This window comes from Deinococcus aestuarii (assembly GCF_018863415.1).
Taxonomy (GTDB): domain Bacteria; phylum Deinococcota; class Deinococci; order Deinococcales; family Deinococcaceae; genus Deinococcus; species Deinococcus aestuarii.
Window position 1 is genome coordinate 556,128 of record NZ_JAHKSN010000002.1, and the last position, 20,676, is coordinate 576,803.

At 68.2% G+C, this 20,676-nt stretch carries 17 protein-coding genes; 9 read left to right on the plus strand and 8 right to left on the minus strand.

From position 1 onward, the window contains the following. Positions 1-2 precede the first annotated feature (2 nt). The gene (locus IC605_RS05895; RefSeq protein ID WP_343216517.1) at positions 3-1,895 is read left to right on the plus strand and encodes a DUF5693 family protein; all 1,893 of its coding nucleotides are present in this window, start codon (positions 3-5) and stop codon (positions 1,893-1,895) included. Then, on the plus strand, positions 1,892-2,863 hold the full coding sequence (gene csaB, locus IC605_RS05900; protein ID WP_216320198.1) for a polysaccharide pyruvyl transferase CsaB: 972 nt from the start codon (positions 1,892-1,894) through the stop codon (positions 2,861-2,863). Before IC605_RS05895 ends, csaB begins: the two co-directional genes overlap by 4 nt. 243 nt (positions 2,864-3,106) lie before the next feature. Here csaB and IC605_RS05905 read toward each other — a convergent pair whose 3' ends face one another. Next, positions 3,107-3,574 (minus strand): PaaI family thioesterase, encoded by a 468-nt coding sequence (locus IC605_RS05905; protein ID WP_216320201.1) that lies wholly within the window; start codon positions 3,572-3,574, stop codon positions 3,107-3,109. Between the two features lie 24 nt (positions 3,575-3,598). Beyond that, entirely contained in the window at positions 3,599-4,546 is a 948-nt protein-coding gene (locus IC605_RS05910; protein ID WP_216320204.1) for a CobW family GTP-binding protein, read from the minus strand. A 294-nt stretch (positions 4,547-4,840) separates the two neighbouring features. Here IC605_RS05910 and IC605_RS05915 point away from each other — a divergent pair, with 294 nt between their 5' ends. After that, the gene (locus tag IC605_RS05915; protein ID WP_343216518.1) at positions 4,841-6,622 is read left to right on the plus strand and encodes an ABC transporter ATP-binding protein; all 1,782 of its coding nucleotides are present in this window, start codon (positions 4,841-4,843) and stop codon (positions 6,620-6,622) included. Here IC605_RS05915 and IC605_RS05920 read toward each other — a convergent pair. From IC605_RS05920 to dnaX, 5 genes are all read right to left on the minus strand, one after another. Next, positions 6,609-6,878 carry a hypothetical protein gene (locus tag IC605_RS05920; RefSeq protein ID WP_216320206.1) on the minus strand — a complete coding sequence of 90 codons (270 nt, stop codon included), beginning with the start codon at positions 6,876-6,878 and terminating at the stop codon, positions 6,609-6,611. The two genes, IC605_RS05915 and IC605_RS05920, sit on opposite strands and share 14 nt — an antisense overlap. A gap of 32 nt (positions 6,879-6,910) precedes the next feature. After that, positions 6,911-7,402, minus strand: coding sequence for a flavin reductase family protein (locus tag IC605_RS05925; RefSeq protein ID WP_216320207.1), 492 nt, complete (start codon positions 7,400-7,402; stop codon positions 6,911-6,913). A 51-nt stretch (positions 7,403-7,453) separates the two neighbouring features. Continuing rightward, positions 7,454-9,061, minus strand: coding sequence for a family 10 glycosylhydrolase (locus IC605_RS05930; protein ID WP_425514220.1), 1,608 nt, complete (start codon positions 9,059-9,061; stop codon positions 7,454-7,456). Between the two features lie 53 nt (positions 9,062-9,114). Further along, complete coding sequence (locus tag IC605_RS05935) at positions 9,115-10,185, minus strand: GGDEF domain-containing protein (RefSeq protein WP_216320210.1); 1,071 nt, start codon at positions 10,183-10,185, stop codon at positions 9,115-9,117. A 91-nt stretch (positions 10,186-10,276) separates the two neighbouring features. Beyond that, positions 10,277-12,553, minus strand: a complete 2,277-nt coding sequence (gene dnaX / locus IC605_RS05940) for a DNA polymerase III subunit gamma/tau (RefSeq protein ID WP_216320212.1) — start codon at positions 12,551-12,553, stop codon at positions 10,277-10,279. Between the two features lie 255 nt (positions 12,554-12,808). Here dnaX and IC605_RS05945 point away from each other — a divergent pair, with 255 nt between their 5' ends. From IC605_RS05945 to IC605_RS05970, 6 genes are all read left to right on the plus strand, one after another. Further along, positions 12,809-13,852, plus strand: coding sequence for an SRPBCC family protein (locus tag IC605_RS05945; protein WP_216320214.1), 1,044 nt, complete (start codon positions 12,809-12,811; stop codon positions 13,850-13,852). Between the two features lie 123 nt (positions 13,853-13,975). Next, on the plus strand, positions 13,976-15,196 hold the full coding sequence (locus IC605_RS05950) for a CinA family nicotinamide mononucleotide deamidase-related protein (RefSeq protein ID WP_216320216.1): 1,221 nt from the start codon (positions 13,976-13,978) through the stop codon (positions 15,194-15,196). Then, positions 15,193-16,008 (plus strand): RNA 2',3'-cyclic phosphodiesterase, encoded by an 816-nt coding sequence (gene thpR, locus IC605_RS05955; RefSeq protein WP_246580390.1) that lies wholly within the window; start codon positions 15,193-15,195, stop codon positions 16,006-16,008. Before IC605_RS05950 ends, thpR begins: the two co-directional genes overlap by 4 nt. Further along, on the plus strand, positions 16,005-17,084 hold the full coding sequence (gene recA, locus IC605_RS05960) for a recombinase RecA (protein WP_102125302.1): 1,080 nt from the start codon (positions 16,005-16,007) through the stop codon (positions 17,082-17,084). The genes thpR and recA overlap by 4 nt, the downstream gene beginning before the upstream one ends. 142 nt (positions 17,085-17,226) lie before the next feature. After that, positions 17,227-17,478, plus strand: coding sequence for a type II toxin-antitoxin system Phd/YefM family antitoxin (locus IC605_RS05965; RefSeq protein WP_216320218.1), 252 nt, complete (start codon positions 17,227-17,229; stop codon positions 17,476-17,478). Between the two features lie 31 nt (positions 17,479-17,509). Then, entirely contained in the window at positions 17,510-17,755 is a 246-nt protein-coding gene (locus tag IC605_RS05970) for an AbrB/MazE/SpoVT family DNA-binding domain-containing protein (RefSeq protein ID WP_216320221.1), read from the plus strand. 172 nt (positions 17,756-17,927) lie between these two features. Here IC605_RS05970 and IC605_RS05975 read toward each other — a convergent pair whose 3' ends face one another. Continuing rightward, positions 17,928-20,519, minus strand: coding sequence for an NB-ARC domain-containing protein (locus IC605_RS05975; protein ID WP_216320224.1), 2,592 nt, complete (start codon positions 20,517-20,519; stop codon positions 17,928-17,930). Positions 20,520-20,676: the final 157 nt, after the last annotated feature.

The window sequence follows — 20,676 nt, forward strand, 5'->3', positions numbered from 1 at the left end:
CCGTGACCGAGCCCACCCCCACCCGCACCACCGTGATCCGCGCGGCGCCCGGCCCGCTCGCGCCGTCCTCCGACCCGCCCCCCGCCCCGCCGCCCACCCGCCACCCGCTGACGTGGCCGCTGCTGGGGGTAATCCTGCTTTCCCTGATCCCGGCGCTGATCCTCGCGTGGAACCGGGTGGCCTACGAGCAGGCGCAGAAGACGGTCGCGGTCGTGGTGGACTACCCGGCGCTCGTGGGGCAGGCGCGGCGGGTGGGGCTGGAGCCGCAGGCGCTCCTCGACCGCTACAAGGCGCTCGGCGTGAACGGGGTCGCCGTGTACGAGGACGTGATCGGGTCCCTCGCGCAGCGCGGCCAGATCTACGTGCGGCCCGGCGCCGACCTCGCCGTCGAGAACCCGGGCGCGGGGGTGAACCCGCAACTCATCTACATGCGCTCGCTCGTGCCGGGGATCGCCGAGGCGCTGCCCGCCCGCTACACCATCCCCACCCGGCAGGTCACGATTGACGGCCAGCGCTGGGTCGCGTGGCCGACCGACCCCAACTTCCTGCCCGCCGGGCCCAACCGTCAGCTCGTCGAGAACCTCAAGGCCCAGGGCCTCGTCCTGGTGTACCGCCCCTACGACGACGAGGCGGTGCGGCAGCCGGGGGCCGACTGGCCGGACGTGCCCTTCGTGGCCTTTACGGGAGACGAGGTGATCGGGGCGCGGGTGCCCGAGCGGCTGGAGCAGATCAACCGGCGGATGGGCGACCGTCTGCCCGCCCTGATCGAGGGCAACCCGCAGCGCGAACTCGACACCCTGGTCGAGACGCACGGCGCCGCGCGCATGTTCGCCATGAACCCGAGCTGGCAAAACCGCCTCGGCCCCGAGGAGGTGGCGAGCAAGTACGCCCTCGCCGCCCGCGAGCGCACCCAGCGCCTGCTCTACGTCCGGCCCTTTCCCACCGTGTACGAGACGGAGGCCTTCCTCTCCCGCACCCGCGACCTCCTCGCCCGCTCGGGGGTGAAGGTGGGCGCGCCCGTCGTGCAGCCTTTTCAGACGAACGACACCCTGCGCTGGCTGAGCCTGCTAGGACCGCTCGCCGCGCTCGTGCTGCTGGGGCTGAGCTACCCCCTGCCGCGTCTGGGGCTGATCGTCGCCGCCCTCGCCGGGCTGGGGGCGCTGGGGCTCAACGGGCTGCGGCCCTTCGAGGGCGGGGCGCTGATCGCGGCGATCACCTTCCCGGCCCTGGGGCTGGTGCTGCGGCGCTCCCGGGTCACCGACTGGTTCCTGGCGACGGGGCTCTCGCTCGCCGGGGTGCTGTTCGTCTCCGGGCTGGGCGCCAACCGGGACAGCGTGCTGGGGCTGGAGCCCTTCCGGGGGGTGGGGCTGACGCTCGTCGCGCCCCTGGCGCTCGTGGCGCTGAGCTTCCTGCCGCGTCAGGACCTGCGCAAGACGGCGCGTGACCTCTACAGCGCGCCCGTCAAACTCGGGGACATCGCCGTGATGGCGCTGGGGCTGGGTGTCTTCGCGCTCGTCTTCCTGCGGCGCGGGAACGCCACGGGACTGGGCGTGAGCAGCACCGAGGCGCAACTGCGCCAGGACCTCCAGGACACCATCATCCGCCCGCGCTTCAAGGAACTCGCCGGGCACCCCCTCGCCCTCGTCGGCCTGAGCGGTGTGCTGCCGGGATACTTCAGCCTGCTCTTGATCCTGGGCGGCGTGGTCGGGCAGGCGAGCATCCTCAACACCTTCTCGCACTTCCACACGCCCCTCCTGATCAGCGCCACCCGCTGCTTCATCGGGCTGGGGGTGGGGCTGATCCTCGGCTTGATCGCCATCTGGGCCGTGAGGGCCGGGCTGCGGCTGTGGACGACCTACGGCTCGCGCCGCCGGGTCGCCGAGGTGCGCGCGTGAGGGTCGCCGTCAGCGGCTATTACGGCTTCGGCAACACCGGCGACGAGGCCATCGCGCTCGCCATCACCCGCGAACTCAGGGCGCAGGGGGTGACGCCCCTGTTGCTCTCGCAGACCCCCGAGGAGACCGCCCGCACCTACGGCTGCGAGAGTGCGCCGCGCATGAATCCGGCGGGACTGCTCGGGGCGCTGGCCCGCTCGCAGGTCGTGTTTTCGGGGGGGGGCGGCCTCCTTCAGGACCGCACGAGCGCGCGCAACCTGACCTACTACCTCGGCGTGATCCGGGCGGCGCGGCTCCTCGGCAAGCGCGTGGTCGTCTTCAACCAGAGCATTGGCCCGCTGAGCGAGGCGGGGGGGAAGCGGGTGGCCGCCGCATTGAGGGGGGTGCGCGTGATCGTGCGCGACCGGGGCAGCCTCGACACCCTGCGTGCCCTGGGGGTGGAGGGGGAACTGGGGGGAGACCCGGCCCTGCTGCTCGCGCCGACGCCGGGGCTGACGCCCGACCCCGAACGGGTGATCATCGCCCCGCGCGGGGACGTGACGGACGCGACGGAGCGGTTGAAAACCGTCGCCGCCCTCCTCCGGGAAGGGGGCCGCCGCGTGACCGCCCTGAGCTTCATGCCCGATCACGACGACACGGCGGCGCGGGGCCTGGGGGCAGACGAGGTGCTGAGCACGCGGGACCCGCAGGTGGCGCTGGACGCCATCGCCGGGTCGGGCTTCGTGGTCGGGGTGCGGCTCCACGCGGTCATCCTCGCCGCCGCCGCCGGGGTGCCCTTCGCGGGGGTGGCCTACGACCCCAAGGTGCGGGGCTTTTGCGACGACGCGGGGGCGCCGAGCCATCCCACCACCCTCGACCCGGAGACCGTGTGCAGGCAGGCCCTCTCCCGTACGGCCCCCGACCGGGACGCCGTGGCGCAGATGCGGGCGCGGGCGCGGCGAAGTTTCACGCGGGCGCTGGAGCGGTAGGGACGGTGCGGGCAAGGGGGCAGAGCCCCGGCCCTCTCTTGTTCTCCCTCTCCCCTGCTGGGTGACTCGGAGAGCTGCGACGCAGAGGGCCGGGGTGAGGGGGCGACCGAGTGGCTCGGCTCAGCTCAAGATGGCCTGCCGCTCATCCAGAGCGAGTCAAATGCCCTGCCCGCTCACCCCCTCTGCACGTCAGGGAGGAGTTTTGGCCTGCTGTCCTGAGCGAGGTTTCCTCCCGCACATCCTTCAGCCCGCCGAGTGCGTGATCACGTTGCAGGTACAGCGCGCCAGCGTCGTCGTCCGGCCCCGCTCGTCGCGCACCTCGACCGTCCAGACCATCACGCTGCGGCCCCGGTAGACGAGCGTGGCCTCGGCGGTGACCGACCCCTCGCTCACGCCGCGCACGTGGGTCCCGTTCACGTCCACGCCCACGCCCACCTGTCGCCGCACGTCGAGGTTGAGCCAGGTGCCCACGCTGGCGAGTTCTTCGGCCAAGGCGAGGCTGGCGCCGCCGTGCAGTCGTCCGGCGGGCTGGCGGTTGCCCTCGACCGGCATCCGGGCGGTCAGGCGCTCGCGGGTGGCGGTCCGCAACTCGATCCCCAGGCGGCTCCCCAGGGTGCCCGTCAGGCCGTTGAGCCCGGCGGCGATCTCCTCGGGCGTGAGGCGGTCGAGGTCCTCGGGGGTGGGCAACCGCAGGTCGGGATGCAGGGTCATGGGAGGGAGGATACGGCAGCCCTCTCAGGCGGGCACGTCCGCCACCACGCACGCCCTGAACGCCGTCTCGTACTCCGATTGCTCAAGCCCGCGCCCGATGAAGACGAGTTCGGTGCGCCCGTCCGAGTCGTCCCAGGCGTCGGCGGTGAAGAGGTCGCGCACCGCCTGGAAGAGCACCCGCTGGGGGTAGCCGTGCAGGCTGAGCGTGCCCTTGACCCGCAGCACCTCGGCGGGGCGCGAGAGGATGTGGCCCGTCATGAAGCGCTGCCAGCGGTAGGGGTCGAGCGGGCGCTCGGCGCGCAGGGTCAGGGAGTTCAGGCCGGGGGTGTGGACCGTCGCGGGGGCGCCTTCCACCACCCGGGGGTCGAAGTCGTCGCGGGCGAGGAGGGCCGCCGCGTCGAGTTGCCCGCGCTCCACCCGCACGATGCGGGCGAGGGGATTCACGCCGCGCAACACGTCCTCGGCGTGGTCGAGCAGCGCGGGGTCGGCGAGGTCCGTCTTGTTCAGGACGACGACGTTGGCGTAGGCGAGTTGGCGCGCCGCCTCGGGGTGGTCTTGCAGCGTGCGGAGGACGTGCCGCGCGTCCACCACGGCGACGAGGGTGGTCACGCGGAACGCCGCCCGCACCGAGCGTTCGAGCAGGCTGGTGAGGACCGGCGTGGGGTCGGCCACGCCGCTGAGTTCGACGAGCACCGCGTCGGGCCTCTGCTCACGCATGGCGATGGTCACGAGCGAGCGCAACAGGTCGTCCCGCCCCGTGCAGCACAGGCACCCCGCCGTCAGCTCGGTCACGTCGTCCGAGAGGCGTTCGATCAACCCGCCGTCCACACCCGCCTGCCCGAACTCGTTCACGATGACGCCGAGGCGGTGCGGCAGCGAGCGGATGAGGTGGTTGACGAGGGTGGTCTTCCCCGCCCCCAGGAAGCCGCCGATCACGACGACGGGGATGCGCTCGTCTGCGGGGGTGGTCATGGGGGGAGGATAGCGCCGGGGTCACCCCTCCGGCCCTGCGGGCCACCTTCCCTGAAAGGGAGGCGAGGAACGGCTCCCCTCCAAGGGGAGCTGTCAGCGAGGCGGACGGAGGGGTGCGCCCGCCTCTCCCCGAGGAGTCGCGTGGTCTCCCGACTGCCCGTCGTCACCTGGGCCAGGAGGTCCACCCCCCATTCCTTGCGGCGCTCCAGCCCCCATTTCAGTGAGGGACGCCGTGTGGGCGGCATAGGGCGCGTTCCCCCGGTGCCAGGAGAAAAGGCACGCTAGCCTGCCCCGGTGAACGCCTCCCCGCCCGACTCCCCCGGCGTGACCCGGCGGCTGTACGGCCTGCTCACGCCCTACCGCCGCACGGTCGCGCTGGGGCTTCTCCTCCTCGTGGGGAGCGTGGCGGCGGAGCTGTACCCGCCGCTGGTGTGGATTCGGGTGGTGGACCAGGGCCTGCCCGCGCGGGACTGGACCTTCATCGCGTGGCACCTCGCCCTGCTGGTGGGGGTGTTCGGCCTGCAACAACTCCTCTCCGCGTGGCGGGGCCTGCTGCTGGAGCGGGCGGGGCAGCGGCTCACGCTCGACTTGCGTTTGAGCGTCTACCGCAAACTCCAGGGGCAGTCGGCGGCGTACTTCGAGTCCCAGCGCACCGGAGACCTGATCGCGCGGGTGACGGGCGACGTGGACGCCTTGCAGGACGTGCTCGTGCGCGGGACGGACGCGGTGCTCGCCAACGCCCTGCGATTGATCGGCGTGGTCGCCATCTTCATCGCGCTGCAACCCCTCCTGGGCGTGCTCGTCACGCTGCCCATGCTGGCCGTCGCGCTGATGCTGCGCCGCTACGCCCGCACCGTCCGGCCCGCCTACCGGGCGGCGCGAACAAGGCTGGGCGACCTGACGGCCCTGATCACCGACCGCCTCGCCGGGATTCGGGTGGTGCAGGGCTTCGCGCGGGAGGGGGCCGAGCTGCGGCGGGTCGAAGCCCTGGGCCGCGAGCTGTACGACGTGCAGGTACGCGCCGTCGCCCTGCGCAACCGGGCCTTTCCGCTGGCGCGCTTCGTGGCGAACTTCGGCAACGTGATCATGCTGGGGGGCGGGGCCGCGTTCATCCTCGCGGGGCAGTTCACCCTCGGCGGGCTGCTCGCGTACCGGGGCTACGGGCGCTACTTCTACGGCCCCATCGACGACCTCGTGAACATCGGCGACCTGTTGCAACGGGCGGAGGCGAGCGGGCGCCGGGTCTTCGAGGTGCTCGACGCCCCCGTGGCCGTGGCCGAGCGCCCCGGTGCGCGTCCCCTCCCGGAACCCGTGCGCGGCGAGGTGCGCTTCGAGGACGTGACCTTCGGCTATGACCCCGCCCGCCCGGTGCTGGAGGGGCTGAGCCTGAGCGTCCCCGCCGGGCAGCGGGTGGCGATCCTGGGCGAGTCGGGCGCGGGCAAGAGCACCCTGCTCGGTCTGGTGCCGCGGCAGTACGACCCCCTCGCGGGCCGGGTCCTGCTGGGCGGGGTGGACGTACGCGACCTGACGCTGGAGAGCCTGCGCACGCACGCCGTCACCATGCCGCAGGACACCTTCCTCTTCCACGACACGGTGCTCGCCAACGTGCGCTACGCCCGCCCGGACGCCACGCCGGGGGAGGTCGAGGCCGCGTTGCGAGCCGCCCACGCGCTCGACTTCGTGCGGGCGCTCCCGGAGGGGCTGGAGACCGTGGTGGGCGAGCGCGGCGTGCGGCTCTCGGGCGGGCAGCGCCAGCGCCTCGCCATCGCCCGGACGCTGCTCGCCCGGCCCGCCGTGCTTCTCCTCGACGAGCCGACGAGTGCGGTGGACGCCGAGAGCGAGGCGCTGGTGGTCGCGGCGCTGGACGAGCTGATGCGCGGGCGCACGGCCCTGATCGTCACCCACCGCCTCAGCCTCGCGCGGGGGGCCGACCGGGTGCTCGTGCTGGCCGGGGGGCGGATCGTCGAGGACGGCCCACCCGCCACCCTGCGCGCCCGGAACGGGGCCTACGCCGCCCTGGAGCGCGCCGCGCGCAGTCTCGACGGCACGTTCCCCGAGACCGTCAGCCCGGTGTGAGCGCGCGGATCATCGCCCAGGTGATCAGCGCCGCCGTGGCGAAGCCCGCCACCACGAACCACGCGGGCGCCCGGCCCCCGTTCGCGCCGTTCGCCGCCGTCCAGCCAAGGCGCAAATTCACGAGCGCGAAGACGAGCAAGAAAGCGTCGAGCGCGTCCACGCGGCCCGTCTCGCCCACCCGCAGCGGGTAGGCCACGAGGAGGGTCAGGCCGACGAGGGCGAGCGCGATCAGCAGTTGCAGGGCGTAGGGGGGCACGGGGGGATTATGCCGAGTGTTCGGGAAGAGCTTCAGCCCAGTTCGTGGTACTGCCCCCGGAAGTACAGCAGGGGGTCGTCGTCCGTATAACGCGAATACTCGACCAGACCGAGGTAGAGGGTGTGGTCCCCGGCGGCGATGGCCTCCTGCTTGCGGCACACGAGCTGGGCCACGCTGCCGCCGATCAGGGGCAGGCCCTCGTGGTCGAACCAGGGGACCTGTTCCTCGGGGCCGGGGCGCCCGGAGAAGTGGACGCTGAGGTGGCGCTGGGCGCTGCTCAGGAGGCTCACGCCGAAGCGGGTGACCTCCTCCCGGGAGAGCAGGGCGTGCATTCCGGCGCGGTGGTCCACGCCCACCAGGATCAGGGGCGGAGCGAGGCTGACGGACACGAAGGCGGTCGCCGTCATGCCCCGGCGTTCCGGGCCGTCCTGCGCCGTGATGATCGTCACGCCGCTGGCGAAGCGGCCTAGGGTCTGCCGGAACTCGTGGGGGGGGATGCCTTCGGTGGGGGCGGGAGAGGTCATGGGCGGAGTGTACCGGGCGGGAAGGGAGCCCCCTGCCTCACGGCACGGCCCTCACGGCCTGCCGCTCGCCGCCGGGATCACGTCACGCACGAGGAGGTCGGGGTAACGGATCACGCCCACCTCGGGCACGGGCTCGGCCCAGCGCTGGCCGCTCACGCGCACCTCGACCGGGCCGGGCGCGAGGTTCAGGAAGCCGTAGTTCCCGCCCCCGTCCGTCACCGTGCGGGCGACGACCTGCCCGCCGCGCAGGGCCTCGACCACCCGGCCACCGGGCACCGGCGAGCCCACCACCCGTCCGAGGAGCCCCCGCACCGTGCGCGGCTGGGCGGTCCAGGGCGGCGTGGTGGCGAGCGCGCCGCCCGGGGCGGTCAGCAGGTCCCGCACGGCGGCGAGGCCCTCGGGGGTGCTCTGGCGGGTGCCGTACACGTCCAGGGTGGGGGTGCGGTACGAGTAGCCCACCCAGCCCAGCCCGGCGGCGACCGTGCGCGCGGCCTGCGCGGCGGTGACCTGCGGCGGGTTGAGGTACAGGGCCGTTCCGCCCGCGACCTCCGCCCCGCGGGGATCGCCGGGCGCGGCGCGCACGCTCGCGGCGAAGGCGTTCCAGCCGTCGAACCACGCGGCCTGGGGGCCCACGGCGTCGCGCTTGTAGTTCATCAGGACGTTGAGGTCGATCAGCCCCTCCTGCATCCAGGTCGGCCAGTCCTGGAGCACGTCGGCGTAGGTGCGCGTCTTGCGAAAGGCCGCGAGGTCGCCGGGCGCGGGCGGGGCCTGGTAGGTGATCGTGGCGGCACTCACCCACGCCGAGGGCCGCGCCGCCTTGACCTCCAGGCTGATCCGGCGCACCAGGGCGGTGACCTGCTCGCGCTTCCAGGCGAGCCAGCGCGGGTCGGTGGGGGCGGGCGTGCCGCGTGCCCCCGTCTCCGCGCGGTAGCGGGCGAGGACCTTGGGGTCGTAGCCCCACACCCCGCCGTCGGGGTAGCGGATGCGGTCGAGCTGCACGCCGTCCACCGGGTAATTGCGCACCAGGCCGACGATCCCGGCCACCATGAAGTCGGCGGCGGCAGGAATGGCGGGGTCGAGCCAGCCGTCCACCCCCTCGCGCCACGAGCCGTCCGGGCGCCGGGCGAGCCAGGACTCCGCGCCCGCCCCCGGCCCGTGCCGCCGAAAGACGTGCGCCGCGTTCGTGTTCGGCGCCTGGGTGTTCGAGGCCCCCGTCACGCTCGCCCAGGCGATCACGCGCATTCCCCGACCGTGCGCGAGGCGGGTGATCTCGCCCAGGGGGTCGAAGCCGGGTTCCAGGTCGGGGTCGGTCACCACCGGGAGGGCCGAGCGGCGACACAGGCAGTCGCCGCGCCGGATCGCCTGCACGAAGAGGGTGTTCACGCCCAGCCGGGCGGCCTCCTCCACCGTCCGGCGCACCTGCGCCGAGGTCTTGAGCCCCGGCCCGAAGGCGTCCACCCACAGCCCGCGCACGGCGCTGATGGAGGCGGGAGCGGGGGTGAGGGGGGCGGCGACCTCGGGCCGGGAAAGGTCCGGAAGAGGCCCTGCCGGGGCGGGGTCGGGCACGGACTCCACCGCCGGGGGCGCCGTGGCCCCGGCCAGCGGGGCGCAGCAGAGGGCGAGGAGGGCGGCGAGGCGCGGCAGGGGGGAGGTCGTCACGGGCGTGCGGGCAGCCTAGCGCAGGAGCAGGTGAAGATCATGGCGCCCACCCGTCACACGGCGAGCTCGACGAGCGAGCGCCCGCCCCGCTTGGCGGTGTAGAGGGCCTCGTCGGCGCGCTTGAGGACGCTCTCCAGCGCCTCTCCCGGCAAGGCCTCGGCCACCCCGCAACTGATCGTCACCCGGCCCACGCCCGGGTGGTGGACCGCCGCGAGGGCCGACGAGAGCCGCTCGGCCACCGCCCGCGCCTCGGGGCCGCCGCTGCCGGGCAGGATCACGAGAAATTCCTCCCCGCCCCAGCGCCCGAGCTGGTCCTGGGGGCGCAGGGCCCCCCGGGCGGCCCCGGCGGCGGCCTGAAGCACCCGGTCCCCGGCGTCGTGGCCGTGGGTGTCGTTCACCCGCTTGAAGTGGTCGAGGTCGAAGAGGATCACGCTGCGGGGTAAGCCCTGCTCCTCGGCGAGCCAGGCGTCGAGCTGGCGGCGGTTGGGCAGGCCGGTCAGGGCGTCCACGTTGGCGAACCTCGCCTCGCCCTCGGCCCGCTGGACGGCGCGCAACAGTTGCCCGAGCAGGCGGCCTTGGAGCGCGAGAAAGGCAATGAAGGTCGCGTGCAGCAAGTACATCTGCAAGAGGGCATTGCCGTGCAGCCGCTTGAGGGCGGCGGGAATGTCGTCCGAGGCCCAGTACACGCCCCCGATCAACAGCAGCCCCGCGAACAGGGCGAGAGACGCCAGCAGCGCCCGCCGCCCGCGCAGCACGAGCGAGGCCACGAAGTAGTACAAGATCAGCCAGATCACGTACCCGCCCAGCCCGTAGGCCGTCTGATCGGCGAGCACGGTCGTCCCGAACTTGTAAAGGCCTCCCACCCCCTCGCACATCAGCTCGACGAGGCCGATGGTCTCGAAGTCGCGGGGGCGCCGCCACAGCCACACGAACAGCGCCACGTTCTTCACCGTGAGCGCCACGAGCCCGGTCTGCTCCCAGCCGGCGAAGGCCCACAGCGAGGACAGGCTCAGCGAGAACACCGACACCACCGCCACGCACCCGAACATGGCGAGCAAGGCGTTGCGCCGGAACTCCACCTCCGGCGCCACCCCCGCCTCGCTTGTCCTCGCTCGCCACCGCATCCGGCCCACTGTAAGCGCGGCCGTATGACGAAGCTCTCGCCTTTCCAGTTTTTAAACGTTGAACCAATGCCCCAGGGTGTGGGGGCGGGCGTCAGGTCTCGTCGCCCTCGTCGCCCTCGGGGGCCGCGGGCTGGGGGTTGCGGTTCTTGCCGATCTCGCGCACGCGGCCGGAAAAGCGGGTTTTGATCTCCTCGTACATGGGGTGGGCGCGGATGTCGCCGGGACGCGTGCTCGCCGGGGCCGCCGCCTGGGCCGGACGGGAGGCGGGGCGCGGCGACGGCGCGGGCCGTTCGGGCACGAGGCCCGCAAAGGGCGCGTCGTCGAGGGTGGGGGGTGGGCCCTCCACCGCGCCGCCGATCTCGCCCCAGTCGGGCTCCTCGGTCACGGCCTCGACGATGTAGAGCTCGGCGCGCGCCCCCTCGGGCGGCACCCGGTCACCCGCCTGTGCATCGGCGGGGGCGGGCGGCGGGTCGGCGGCGTGCTCCTCGTCCCAGGGGGCCGGGGCCGCCGTGGGCAGCGGCGCGGGCGCCACGTCGTCCGGACTGGGCGGCGGGGCGGGGCGCAGGGGGGCGGAGGCGGGCGGCGGGTCGAGGGTTGCCGCCGAGGCACGGGGCGTGGTCCGGCTGGGCTGGGGCCCCGGCTGGGCCTGGGGAGAGGCGGGACGGTCCAGCGGCGCCAGGTCCGGGCCACGGCTGGCGCGCGGGCGGGGGGTGGGCTCGAAGGCGGGCAGCTCCGGGCCGGGGTCGGCGGGCGGCGCGGGCTGGGCCCGGGCGGGGGTGGGCGCCGCGTCGGACGGGGGCACGGGGGCCGGAACGCCGCCTCCCCCTCCCCCGTCCGGGCCACCGTCGCCGCCACCCAGCCGGACCTTGCGGCCCCCCTCGGGCGCGATCAGCTCGAAGGTCACCGGGCCGAACACCTTGAGCACCAACGCCCCCACCTCGCCGAACTTGCCCGCCACCTGCTTGGCGTGGAAAGCACTCTTCTCGTCGTAGGTCAGGCTGACGTACCCGGGCTCGGCGTGGGTGCGGGCGGGCTTGAGGAAAGCCCGAAGCTGCATCGTCGCCTGCCGCACCACGTCCGCCCAGTTGCCCTGTGGCGCGGTGCCCTGAACCGGGGCGGGAGACGGCGTGGGGGCCGTCCGGGTCGGCGCCGGAGCTTCTTCCGGGGCGGGCGGGCGGCGAGCCCCCGGGTCGGGGGGAGGTCCCCCGTTCGCGGCGGGCGGCTGCACCCCGGCAGAGCGCAGGCCCGCCACCTCCCGCTCCAGCCGGGCGAGGCGGGCCGTCACGTCGGCGGGCACGCTGGCCGTCCCCGCGCCCACCGCCGCTGCCCCTCCCCCCGCGTCGGCGGCGAGGAGCGCGTGCGTCAGGGCCAGCTCCAGGCTCAGCCCGTCCGCCGAGCGGGCGAAGCGGGCCTCCTGCTCGTCGAGAGCGGCCTGCAATTTGAGCAGCCTCGGCACGTCCGCCCCCTCCAGCCGCTCGCCCTCCAAGCCCAGTTCGGCGTGCAGCGCGTCGGCCAGGGCGGCGACCAGCCCCTCGACCACGGTGCGGGCGGCAAAGCCCTCGCGGTAGAGGGCGGCGGCCCCCTGGATCGCCGCGCCCGCCTCCCCCAGCACGAGCGAGGCGGCGATGCCCCGCACCCGCTCGCCGGGCGGCAGGCCCAGGGCGTCCTCCACCCCGGCGCGCGTGACCGCCGTCCCCGCCGCGAGCATCCGTTCGAGCAGGCTCTCGCCGTCGCGCATCGCCCCGTCGGCGAGGCGACCGATCAGGTGCAGAGCTTCGGACTCGGCCCGCACGCCCTCGCGCTCCACGATGCCCGCGAGCTTCCCGGCGATCTCCTCGGGGGTCAGGCGGCGGAAGCGGTAGTGCTGGCATCTACTGAGGATGGTGGGGATGATCTTTTCCGGCTCGGTCGTCGCCAGGATGAAGATGACGTGGGTGGGCGGCTCCTCCAGCGTCTTGAGCAGGGCATTGAAGGCCGCCCGGCTCATCATGTGCGCCTCGTCGAGGATGTAGATCTTCCGGCCGCCGCGCATGGCCGCCAGCCCGACCTTTTCGCGCAGATCGCGCACGTCGTCCACACTGTTGTTGCTCGCCGCGTCGATCTCCAGCACGTCAGGGTGAGAGCCGTTTCTCACGCTCATGCACGACTCGCACTCGCCGCAGGGCTTGGGCAGCGGCCCGGTGCAGTTCGCCGTCATGGCGATCAGGCGGGCGGTGGTCGTCTTGCCCACCCCGCGCGGCCCGGAGAAGAGGTAGGCGTGCCCGACCCGCCCCTGCTCCAGGGCGGCGCGCAGCACGTCCTTGACATGCTCCTGGCCCACGACCTGATCCCAGCGGATGGGGCGGGCGCGCTGGTAGATGGCGCTCACAGGTGTGCTCCTGGCGCCGTGAGTGGTGCGTGGTCAGCGGGGAGTGGGAACGACAACCCCCACGACCCACCGACCACCGACCACCGATCACTCACCGCAGACCTCTTCACCCGCCCAGTGTACCGGGGCCCCCGAGGGCGCGGGGTGAGGCAGGCACGCCGGGCTCGTCCGCCCGGGAGGAAGGGTCAGGGCATTCCACCGACCCCCTGTGGCGGAATGGGACTTTTGTGAGAGACGTGAGGGATAGGGTAGGGTATGGGACCTTACGGGCGGGGCATGGGGGCGGGCGCACTCGCGGGGGTGGGGTACGGGCTGCTCGTGTACCTGTGGCTCCACCGCCTGAACGGGGACGTGGGCGTGATGGTCTCGACCTACCTGTTCGCCGTGCCGTTCGCACTGGCGGTCCTGTCGGCGCAGTTCGTCCCGCCGCCCGGACCCCGGGCTCCCGCTGCGCCGAGCGAGGAGGGGCCGGACCCGTGGGGAGACCCCCCCCTGCCCCGTCCCCAGAGGTTCCCTCCCCTCGCCGAGGCCGTGCTGATCTCGTTCACCACCATCACGACCTTCCTGGTGGTGGCGACCGTCACGGGCTTCGAGGGGGTGCTGTGCGCGTTTCTGGCCGCCCCCGCCATGTACGTGGTGGCCCTCCCCGGCGCGCTGCTGGGTCTGGGTCTGCGCACCCTGTGGCGGCGGGCCCGCACGGGCGCTCTGCTGCTGACGCTGGGGCTCCCCGCCCTGCTGGGTCCGCTGGAGCAGGCTCGCCCCCTGCCCGGCGAGTACCGCACGGTCACGAACGACGTGCTCATCCAGGCCCCGCCGCAGGCCGTGTGGCGCCAGATTCGCAGCGTCCCGCGCATCGAGGACCGCGAGATTCACGCCGGGTGGGCGCACCTGATCGGCCTCCCCCGCCCGCGCGAGGCGATCCTCGACCGGGACGGGGTGGGCGCCGTGCGGGTCGCCATCTTCGACGGCGGCCTGAGCTTCCGGGAAACCGTGACCGACTGGGAGGAGGGCCAACGGCTCTCGTTTCGCATCCGGGCGCAGGACCCGGGCGGTCTCGATCCCCACGTCCGCGTCGGCGGGCGCTTTTTCGACGTGCTGAGCGGCACCTACACGCTGGAGGAGGTCGCCCCCGGCGTCACCCTCCTGCACCTCAGCTCCACCCAGCGGGTGAGCACGCACTTCAACGGGTACACCGCCTTCTTCACGCAGGCGATCATGCACGACCTCCAGCGCACCATCCTCGAAGTGGTTCGGGACCGGGCGCAGGGCCGGGGCGCGGGCATGGTGGCGGCCCGTTAAGCAAACGCCCTCAAGTTCTGCCCCGCCCGTGCCCCACCCCGCGTACACTCGCCGGGTGCCTGTCCCACCCCCCCGCCCCCTGGTATCGGGTTTCGTTTTCACCTATACTCTGGCGAGGTTGTTATGCTGCTAGCAGAAATTATCAGCGTGGGGACGGAGCTGCTGCTCGGCGAGATCGTCGACAGCAACGCGGCTTACCTTGCGCGGGAACTCGCGGCACGTGGGGTCCATCTGCACCGCAAGTCCGTCATCGGCGACAACCTGAACCGGATCGCGGAGGGCGTCCGCCTCGCCCTGTCCCGCGCCGACCTCGTGATCCTCGGCGGCGGCCTCGGCCCCACCGACGACGACCTCACCCGCGAGGCCATCGCCGCCGTCATGAATGAGACGCCCGAGGTGGATCCCGAGCTGCTGGCGTGGCTGGAGGGTTTATTTACCTCCCGGGGCCGCGTGATGCCCGAGATCAACCGTAAGCAGGCGTGGCTGATCCCGAGCGCGGAGGCGCTGCCCAACGCGGTCGGCACCGCGCCCGGCTGGTTCGTGCGGACGGGCGGCAAGATCGTCGTCGCCCTGCCCGGCCCGCCCCGCGAGATGCAGAGGATGTGGCGCGATCAGGTCCTTCCCCGCCTGCCCCTGCCCGACCACGCCCTGTACGCCGTCACCGTCCACACCCAGGGCATCGGCGAGGGCAACGTGGCGGAATTGCTCGGCGAGCTGACCCGGCAGGCCAACCCGAGCGTCGCCACCTACGCGCGGCGGACGGGAGTGGACGTGCGTGTGGCGGCGAGCGCGCCCACCCTGGACGAGGCGCGGGCCCTCGCCGCCCCCGTGCTGGAGACGGTGAGGACGGGGCTCGCCCGCTGGACGTGGGGTGAGGACGACGACACCCTCGCCGGGGCCGTCACCCGCGCCCTGGGTGGCCGCACCCTCGGCGTGATCGAGGCGGGGAGCGGCGGCGCCGTGTGCCTCTCCCTCGCGGACGAGCCCGGCTTTCTCGACGCGGCGATCACCGAGGACCACGCGCGGCTGATCACGCTGGGACTCACGCCCGTCACCCTCAGCGCCCACGGCGTCGTCAGCGAGGACGGGGCGCGCGAACTGGCGGCGGGGGCGCGGGAGCACCTGGGGGCGGACGTGGGGCTCGCCGTCGTAACCGCCACGCGCGGTGAGCACGCCGGACACACCTACGTCGCCATCAGCGCGGACGGGGTGGAGAAGGTCAGCGCCCTCAACTGGCCCGGGGACGCCGGACAGGTGCGCGAGCGGGCCGCCACCGCCGCCCTCGCCCTCGCGTTCCGGGCACTGCGACCGCGGGAAGTGGGCTCGGCGGGGGGGAACGCATGAGTCGCCCCACGAGGATCAAGCTCGGGAAGACGAGCAGGCTGCGCCCTCAGGTGGGAACCACGTCTGTCGAGGAACCCGAGACCGTGCCGCAGCCGCAGGAAGCCGCGCCCGCTCCTCGTCCTCAGCGACCCCCCCGACAGGAAGACGGGCACGAGGGGCAGAGCCGCACCCTCCGCATGTTCTACGCCTTCAAGGTTCCCAGCGACGTGGCCGCTCCCCTCGCCGAGGCGCAGCGGCACCTGAAGGGCAACTGGCGCCCCGTGCGCGCCGACCAGTTCCACGTCACCCTCGCCTACCTGCCGAGCGTGCCACCGGAGCGGGTGACGGACCTCAAACGCCTCGGCGCGGCGCTGACGCAGGACGTACCTCCGCTCCATATTCGGCTGCGCGGCACCGGGTACTTCCCCAACGAGGGCAGCCCCCGCGTCTGGTTCGTGAAGGTGGAGGCGGAGGGGCTGGACGCGCTCGCCGATGGATTGCGTCAGGGTCTCCGGGACCTCGGCATCCAGACGGACGACCTCCCCTTCCGGGCCCACATCACCCTCGCGCGGAAGAAGGGTCCGGCGCCGCGCATCGCTCCCCTCACCTTTGACCTGGGCTGGCAGGCGGGGAACGCGGCGTTGATCCGCAGCACCCTCCGTAAGACCGGCCCGATCTACGACACCGAGAGCACCTTTCGGCTGAGGGGGGAGGCGGGGACGGCAGGACCGGAGACGGTCGCCACGTCGCCCCCTCACCCCAACCCTCTCCCACTCGGGGAGAGGGAGCAGGACCACGACACGCCATCTATCCCCACAGAGGAGACGCCATGAGCAAGGACATCACCAAGGAACTCGGCACGCCCGGCGACAGCAAGGAGCGCACCAAGGCCATCGAGACGGCCATGAGCCAGATCGAGAAGGCGTTCGGCAAGGGCTCGATCATGCGGCTGGGCGCCGAGAGTAAGCTCGACGTGCAGACGGTCTCGACGGGCAGCCTCAGCCTTGACCTGGCGCTGGGCGTCGGCGGCATCCCGCGCGGGCGCATCACCGAGATCTACGGCCCCGAGTCGGGCGGCAAGACGACCCTCGCGCTGAGCATCGTCGCCCAGGCGCAGAAGGCGGGCGGCACCTGCGCCTTCATCGACGCCGAGCACGCCCTCGACCCCGTGTACGCCCGCAGCCTGGGTGTGAACACCGACCAGCTCCTCGTCTCGCAGCCCGACAACGGCGAGCAGGCGCTGGAGATCATGGAACTTCTGGTCCGCTCGGGCGCCATCGACGTGGTGGTCGTGGACTCGGTGGCCGCGCTGACCCCCCGCGCCGAGATCGAGGGCGAGATGGGCGACTCCCTCCCCGGCCTGCAAGCCCGCCTGATGAGCCAGGCGCTGCGCAAACTGACCGCGATCCTGAGCAAGACGGGCACCGCCGCCATCTTCATCAACCAGGTGCGCGAGAAGATCGGCGTGATGTACGGCAACCCCGAGACGACCACGGGTGGCCGCGCGCTGAAGTTCTACTCCTCGGTGCGCCTCGACGTGCGCAAGATCGGCCAGCCGGTCAAGCTGGGCAACGACGCCGTGGGCAACACGGTGAAGGTCAAGACCGTCAAGAACAAGGTCGCGCCCCCCTTCAAGGAGGTCGAGCTGACCCTGATGTACGGCAAGGGCTTCGACCAGCTCTCCGACCTCGTGACCCTCGCCGCCGACATGGACATCATCAAGAAGTCGGGCTCGTTCTACTCCTACGGTGAGGACCGCATCGGCCAGGGCAAGGAAAAGGCCATCCAGTACATCTCCGAGCGCCCCGAGCTGGAGAACGAGATCCGCGAGCGCGTGCTGGCGAGCATCAAGGAAGGCCGCGCGGGCGACCTGCCCACGGTGGCGACGGTGCCCGCCGTGGCGGAGTGAGCCGGTAGACCGAAGACAAAGACAGGAGCGCCCCTGCCCGGAGGACGGGTGGGGGCGGTTCTTTTGGTGGACCGTGGGCCTGCCCCTACGCCGTGGACCCGCGGCACGTCATCCTGTTCTGGTCAGCCGGGAGGAGGAAGCGATGCGAACCGTGGACTTGGATAACGCCGAACAGCAGTTAGGCAGCCTCGTTGATGCGGTCGAGGGAAGCGAGGTCGTCGTCATTACCCGCGACGGCAGGCCCGCCGTGAAACTCGTGCCCCTGACCTACGGCGAGCGGATGGAGTGGAGCGCCGAGGTGCAACGGTTCATGCAGGGCGGCGAGTACGACCCGGACGCCTTCCAGCTTGACCGCGACGACGTGCTGCCCGCGCCGGAGCGAGACTTGTTCTGAGCGGCCAACCACACTCGGCAAGAGGTAAGCGATGAGGATTGCAACGGTAACGGTCGGCGACGAAGGAGAAATCACCCTGCCTTCCGAAGTATGCGAGCGGCTAGGCGTCGGCGAGGGCGATGAGGTCGAGTTCGTGTTGGACGACAAGGGCGTTCACCTTCGTGCGATACAGCAAGAGAACAACGCCAGCGCCATAACCGCCTTCAAGGACATGCCCCGCGACGAAGAATTCAAGCTCGACCGCATTCAAGACACGCCACCCGACCCCGACCTCTAGCCTCCCCCATCCCGCCTACCCCCGCCTCCCCCTTTTGGCCGATGCCCCCGCCCCCGCCATCCGCGCACACTGGGCTCAGACTTCGGTGGGGCCTCCGCACGGGAGCGCACCCGCAACCCACGCGAAGAAGCCCCCACCCGAGTGAAGGTGGGGGCTAAAGTTGTTCAGCAGCTCATCCTTTAAGTGGCCTTGCAGCTAACTCCTTTAGTATTCTAGACTCTGGAAATTTTTCAAGTCCCAACATACATGCTCTTTTTGCCTGCTCATCTTCATTACTTCTCAAATATATCCAATACAATTGACTATAGCCCTCGTCTTTTGAGAATCCTCCATTCTCCATTTTATTTTTCATTCGGCTGAGGACAAATTCTTGAAGGCCAACCTTCATGTTACTATCGACTGTTCCTGTCCTAAAAAACTCATTCACATATCTAGCCGCATTAACCATGTAATTCTCATTTTCTGGTGAAAGTTCTGAAGCTTCAATAAGATTGAGGATTGCATTTTTATAATCTTTTATCTGCCATAAGTACGTTCCGTATATATATTTTGCCTCCGAATTTTCAATAGAGTGGTCAGCAATTTTCTTAACAACCTCTAGAATATCAGACTCATTGAATATACCTTGACGCGATATTCTACCAGAGAGAATATCGAGTAAAAACAGTGGATCAAGCAGGGACATACCGTATAGAAATTGATCTAATATGCGTAAAGTTTTCGAATCAGCCGCGCTTCTATAGATAGAATTAGCCCTCTTCCTTACATCATCTACGCTACGAGCGTTAATAAGAAGATTTAAATGTGAAGTAATTAGGGTTTTCACTGCTAATATATCAGCCTTCTCAAGACTATCTTCAATCTCACTTTTACCAAAACGTCTAGCATCTAGTGGGACGGATAAAAATGTCAGGTCGCCATTATCAATAACACCACACAAGGCATAGCTAGATATTTCTTGTATTACCTCATACACATCGTCAGAGGTAACAGTTGTGTGTGGGTTATAGATTTGACAGAATCCAGATACTGTTTGTATGCTCAAATCAAAATTAAACTGTGTTATAAACAAAAACACCCTCTTCGAAGTTTGACTCAAGCTCTCAAAAGAGGGCCTGAATAACTTTTCTCTTATCTGATCATCTGACAGAACCTTTTCACTTAAGAAGCTCCTGGGCGTGTTGCCTGCAAAGGCATATACCATCAGTTTAATGAGGTATGGAATACCTCCCGAGGAGACAAATATCGACTCCTTATTTCTTTCATCTACACTTCCAGATACATTTCTTGCACTCGCTTCATAATCTATAAGCTCAAATGCCTCCGCTCGCTCCATTCCCGTAACAGTAATAGAGAAGTCTCTCTCCATTTGCCTCACCCTGCTTGTTATCAAAACCTTATTAGGCAATTCTATTATATCCTCTAATGTATCATGCATAGCTTTAGGATTTTCTACTGTTTCAAAATTATCCAATATGACTAGGACTTTAGATGACTTCTCTCCCAAGATCTTCTTCAATTTATCCATCGAATCATTGCAATTTGATAGGTCAAAGTATGAGTACTTCTCTATGTATTTTACAATACTGTCGAAATTGCTTACATCTCGTACAACTTCCTTAGCGCCTTCATCTAGTAAATCTACATTACGGGCGCTGAGCCACAGTATAGTTTCAAACCTATCTTGTGCAATTACTCCATCTACCATCCTTCTTGCCACCTTCAACGCTAAAGTGGTTTTACCTGCACCACCTCGCCCGTGCAGTGTAATGAGTCTTCGCTTACTGTCAAGCAAAACTGTCGCTAGATCCTCCTCCAGCTTACTTCTATCAACGTACACGGTGTTAATATTGGGTAAGTTATGTATAGCAGCCGATCCTACTAACATTTCGTGAGAGCCAGAGGTATGACTTTTTGAGTCAGGATTATTCGCGACTTCTCCTACGGGGACTACTATTCTTCGAGTATCACCAGATGCATAGTCTATGACCTCAATTTTGCCCTGCCTATCTATTTCACTATTTGGAAAATAAAACATTCTTCTGGAGTCATCCCAATAGTAAATAGGTGGTACGGGATAATTTATCCCGTAACTTTCATTACTAACGTAGACACCTGGCTCCACATTAGCAAAAGAGTCGGTTTCAAAATTTGACATTCCCTTGAGGATCATTTCTCTGAGTCTACCACTCCTTATAACATATCTAACAAAATTTACGTGTGACGAATCAAGCATATTATTAACATCCAGCGCATAGCCCTCTATAATCCCACGAATTATGCTGTTGTAATTACTGTAATAATCATCAGATTTGGCTCCGTGTGCATTCTTATTACGCAAAAATACTATAAATTTCTCTAACTCTATACGAGACTTACCAAATTCAGCAACATCGTTCGATGTAGCAAGTGTCAACTGCTTTACGCTTTCTTCGTTAGTATTGAAATAAGCAGTCGGGCCGTTCTTTTGGCTAAACCACTTACAGTACTCCCTGAATGCTTGATCATTGGATCTAAGAATTACTGGAACAAGTTGCTCCTTCGCAGTTATCCAAGTACCAACACCATTGCCCCTATGCAATGTGTCTCTAAGTATAATTTTGTATTTTCTTTCGTTTTTTGCCTTTGCTGCTGCTAACATAATCAGAGATGTATACTTTATTACTACTTCACCGAGGTAAATTAGAGAGCTAAACTCATCTTGATTGTTTAAACCCGCACTACTTCTAGCCCTAAGGAGCGATCTTTCTATCACATATGCCATACCTACCTCCCTTAATTACTCCTAAGAACCCAGCAGTAGACCTCCTGCGAAAGTCAGGCTGAGCGGGCGACGGTGAGGTTGCAGAGGGCGGCGATGAGGTGTAGACGAAGAGCAAAGCGGCGTCTGCGGTGTCGGTAGACCTCCTTGAGGACACGAA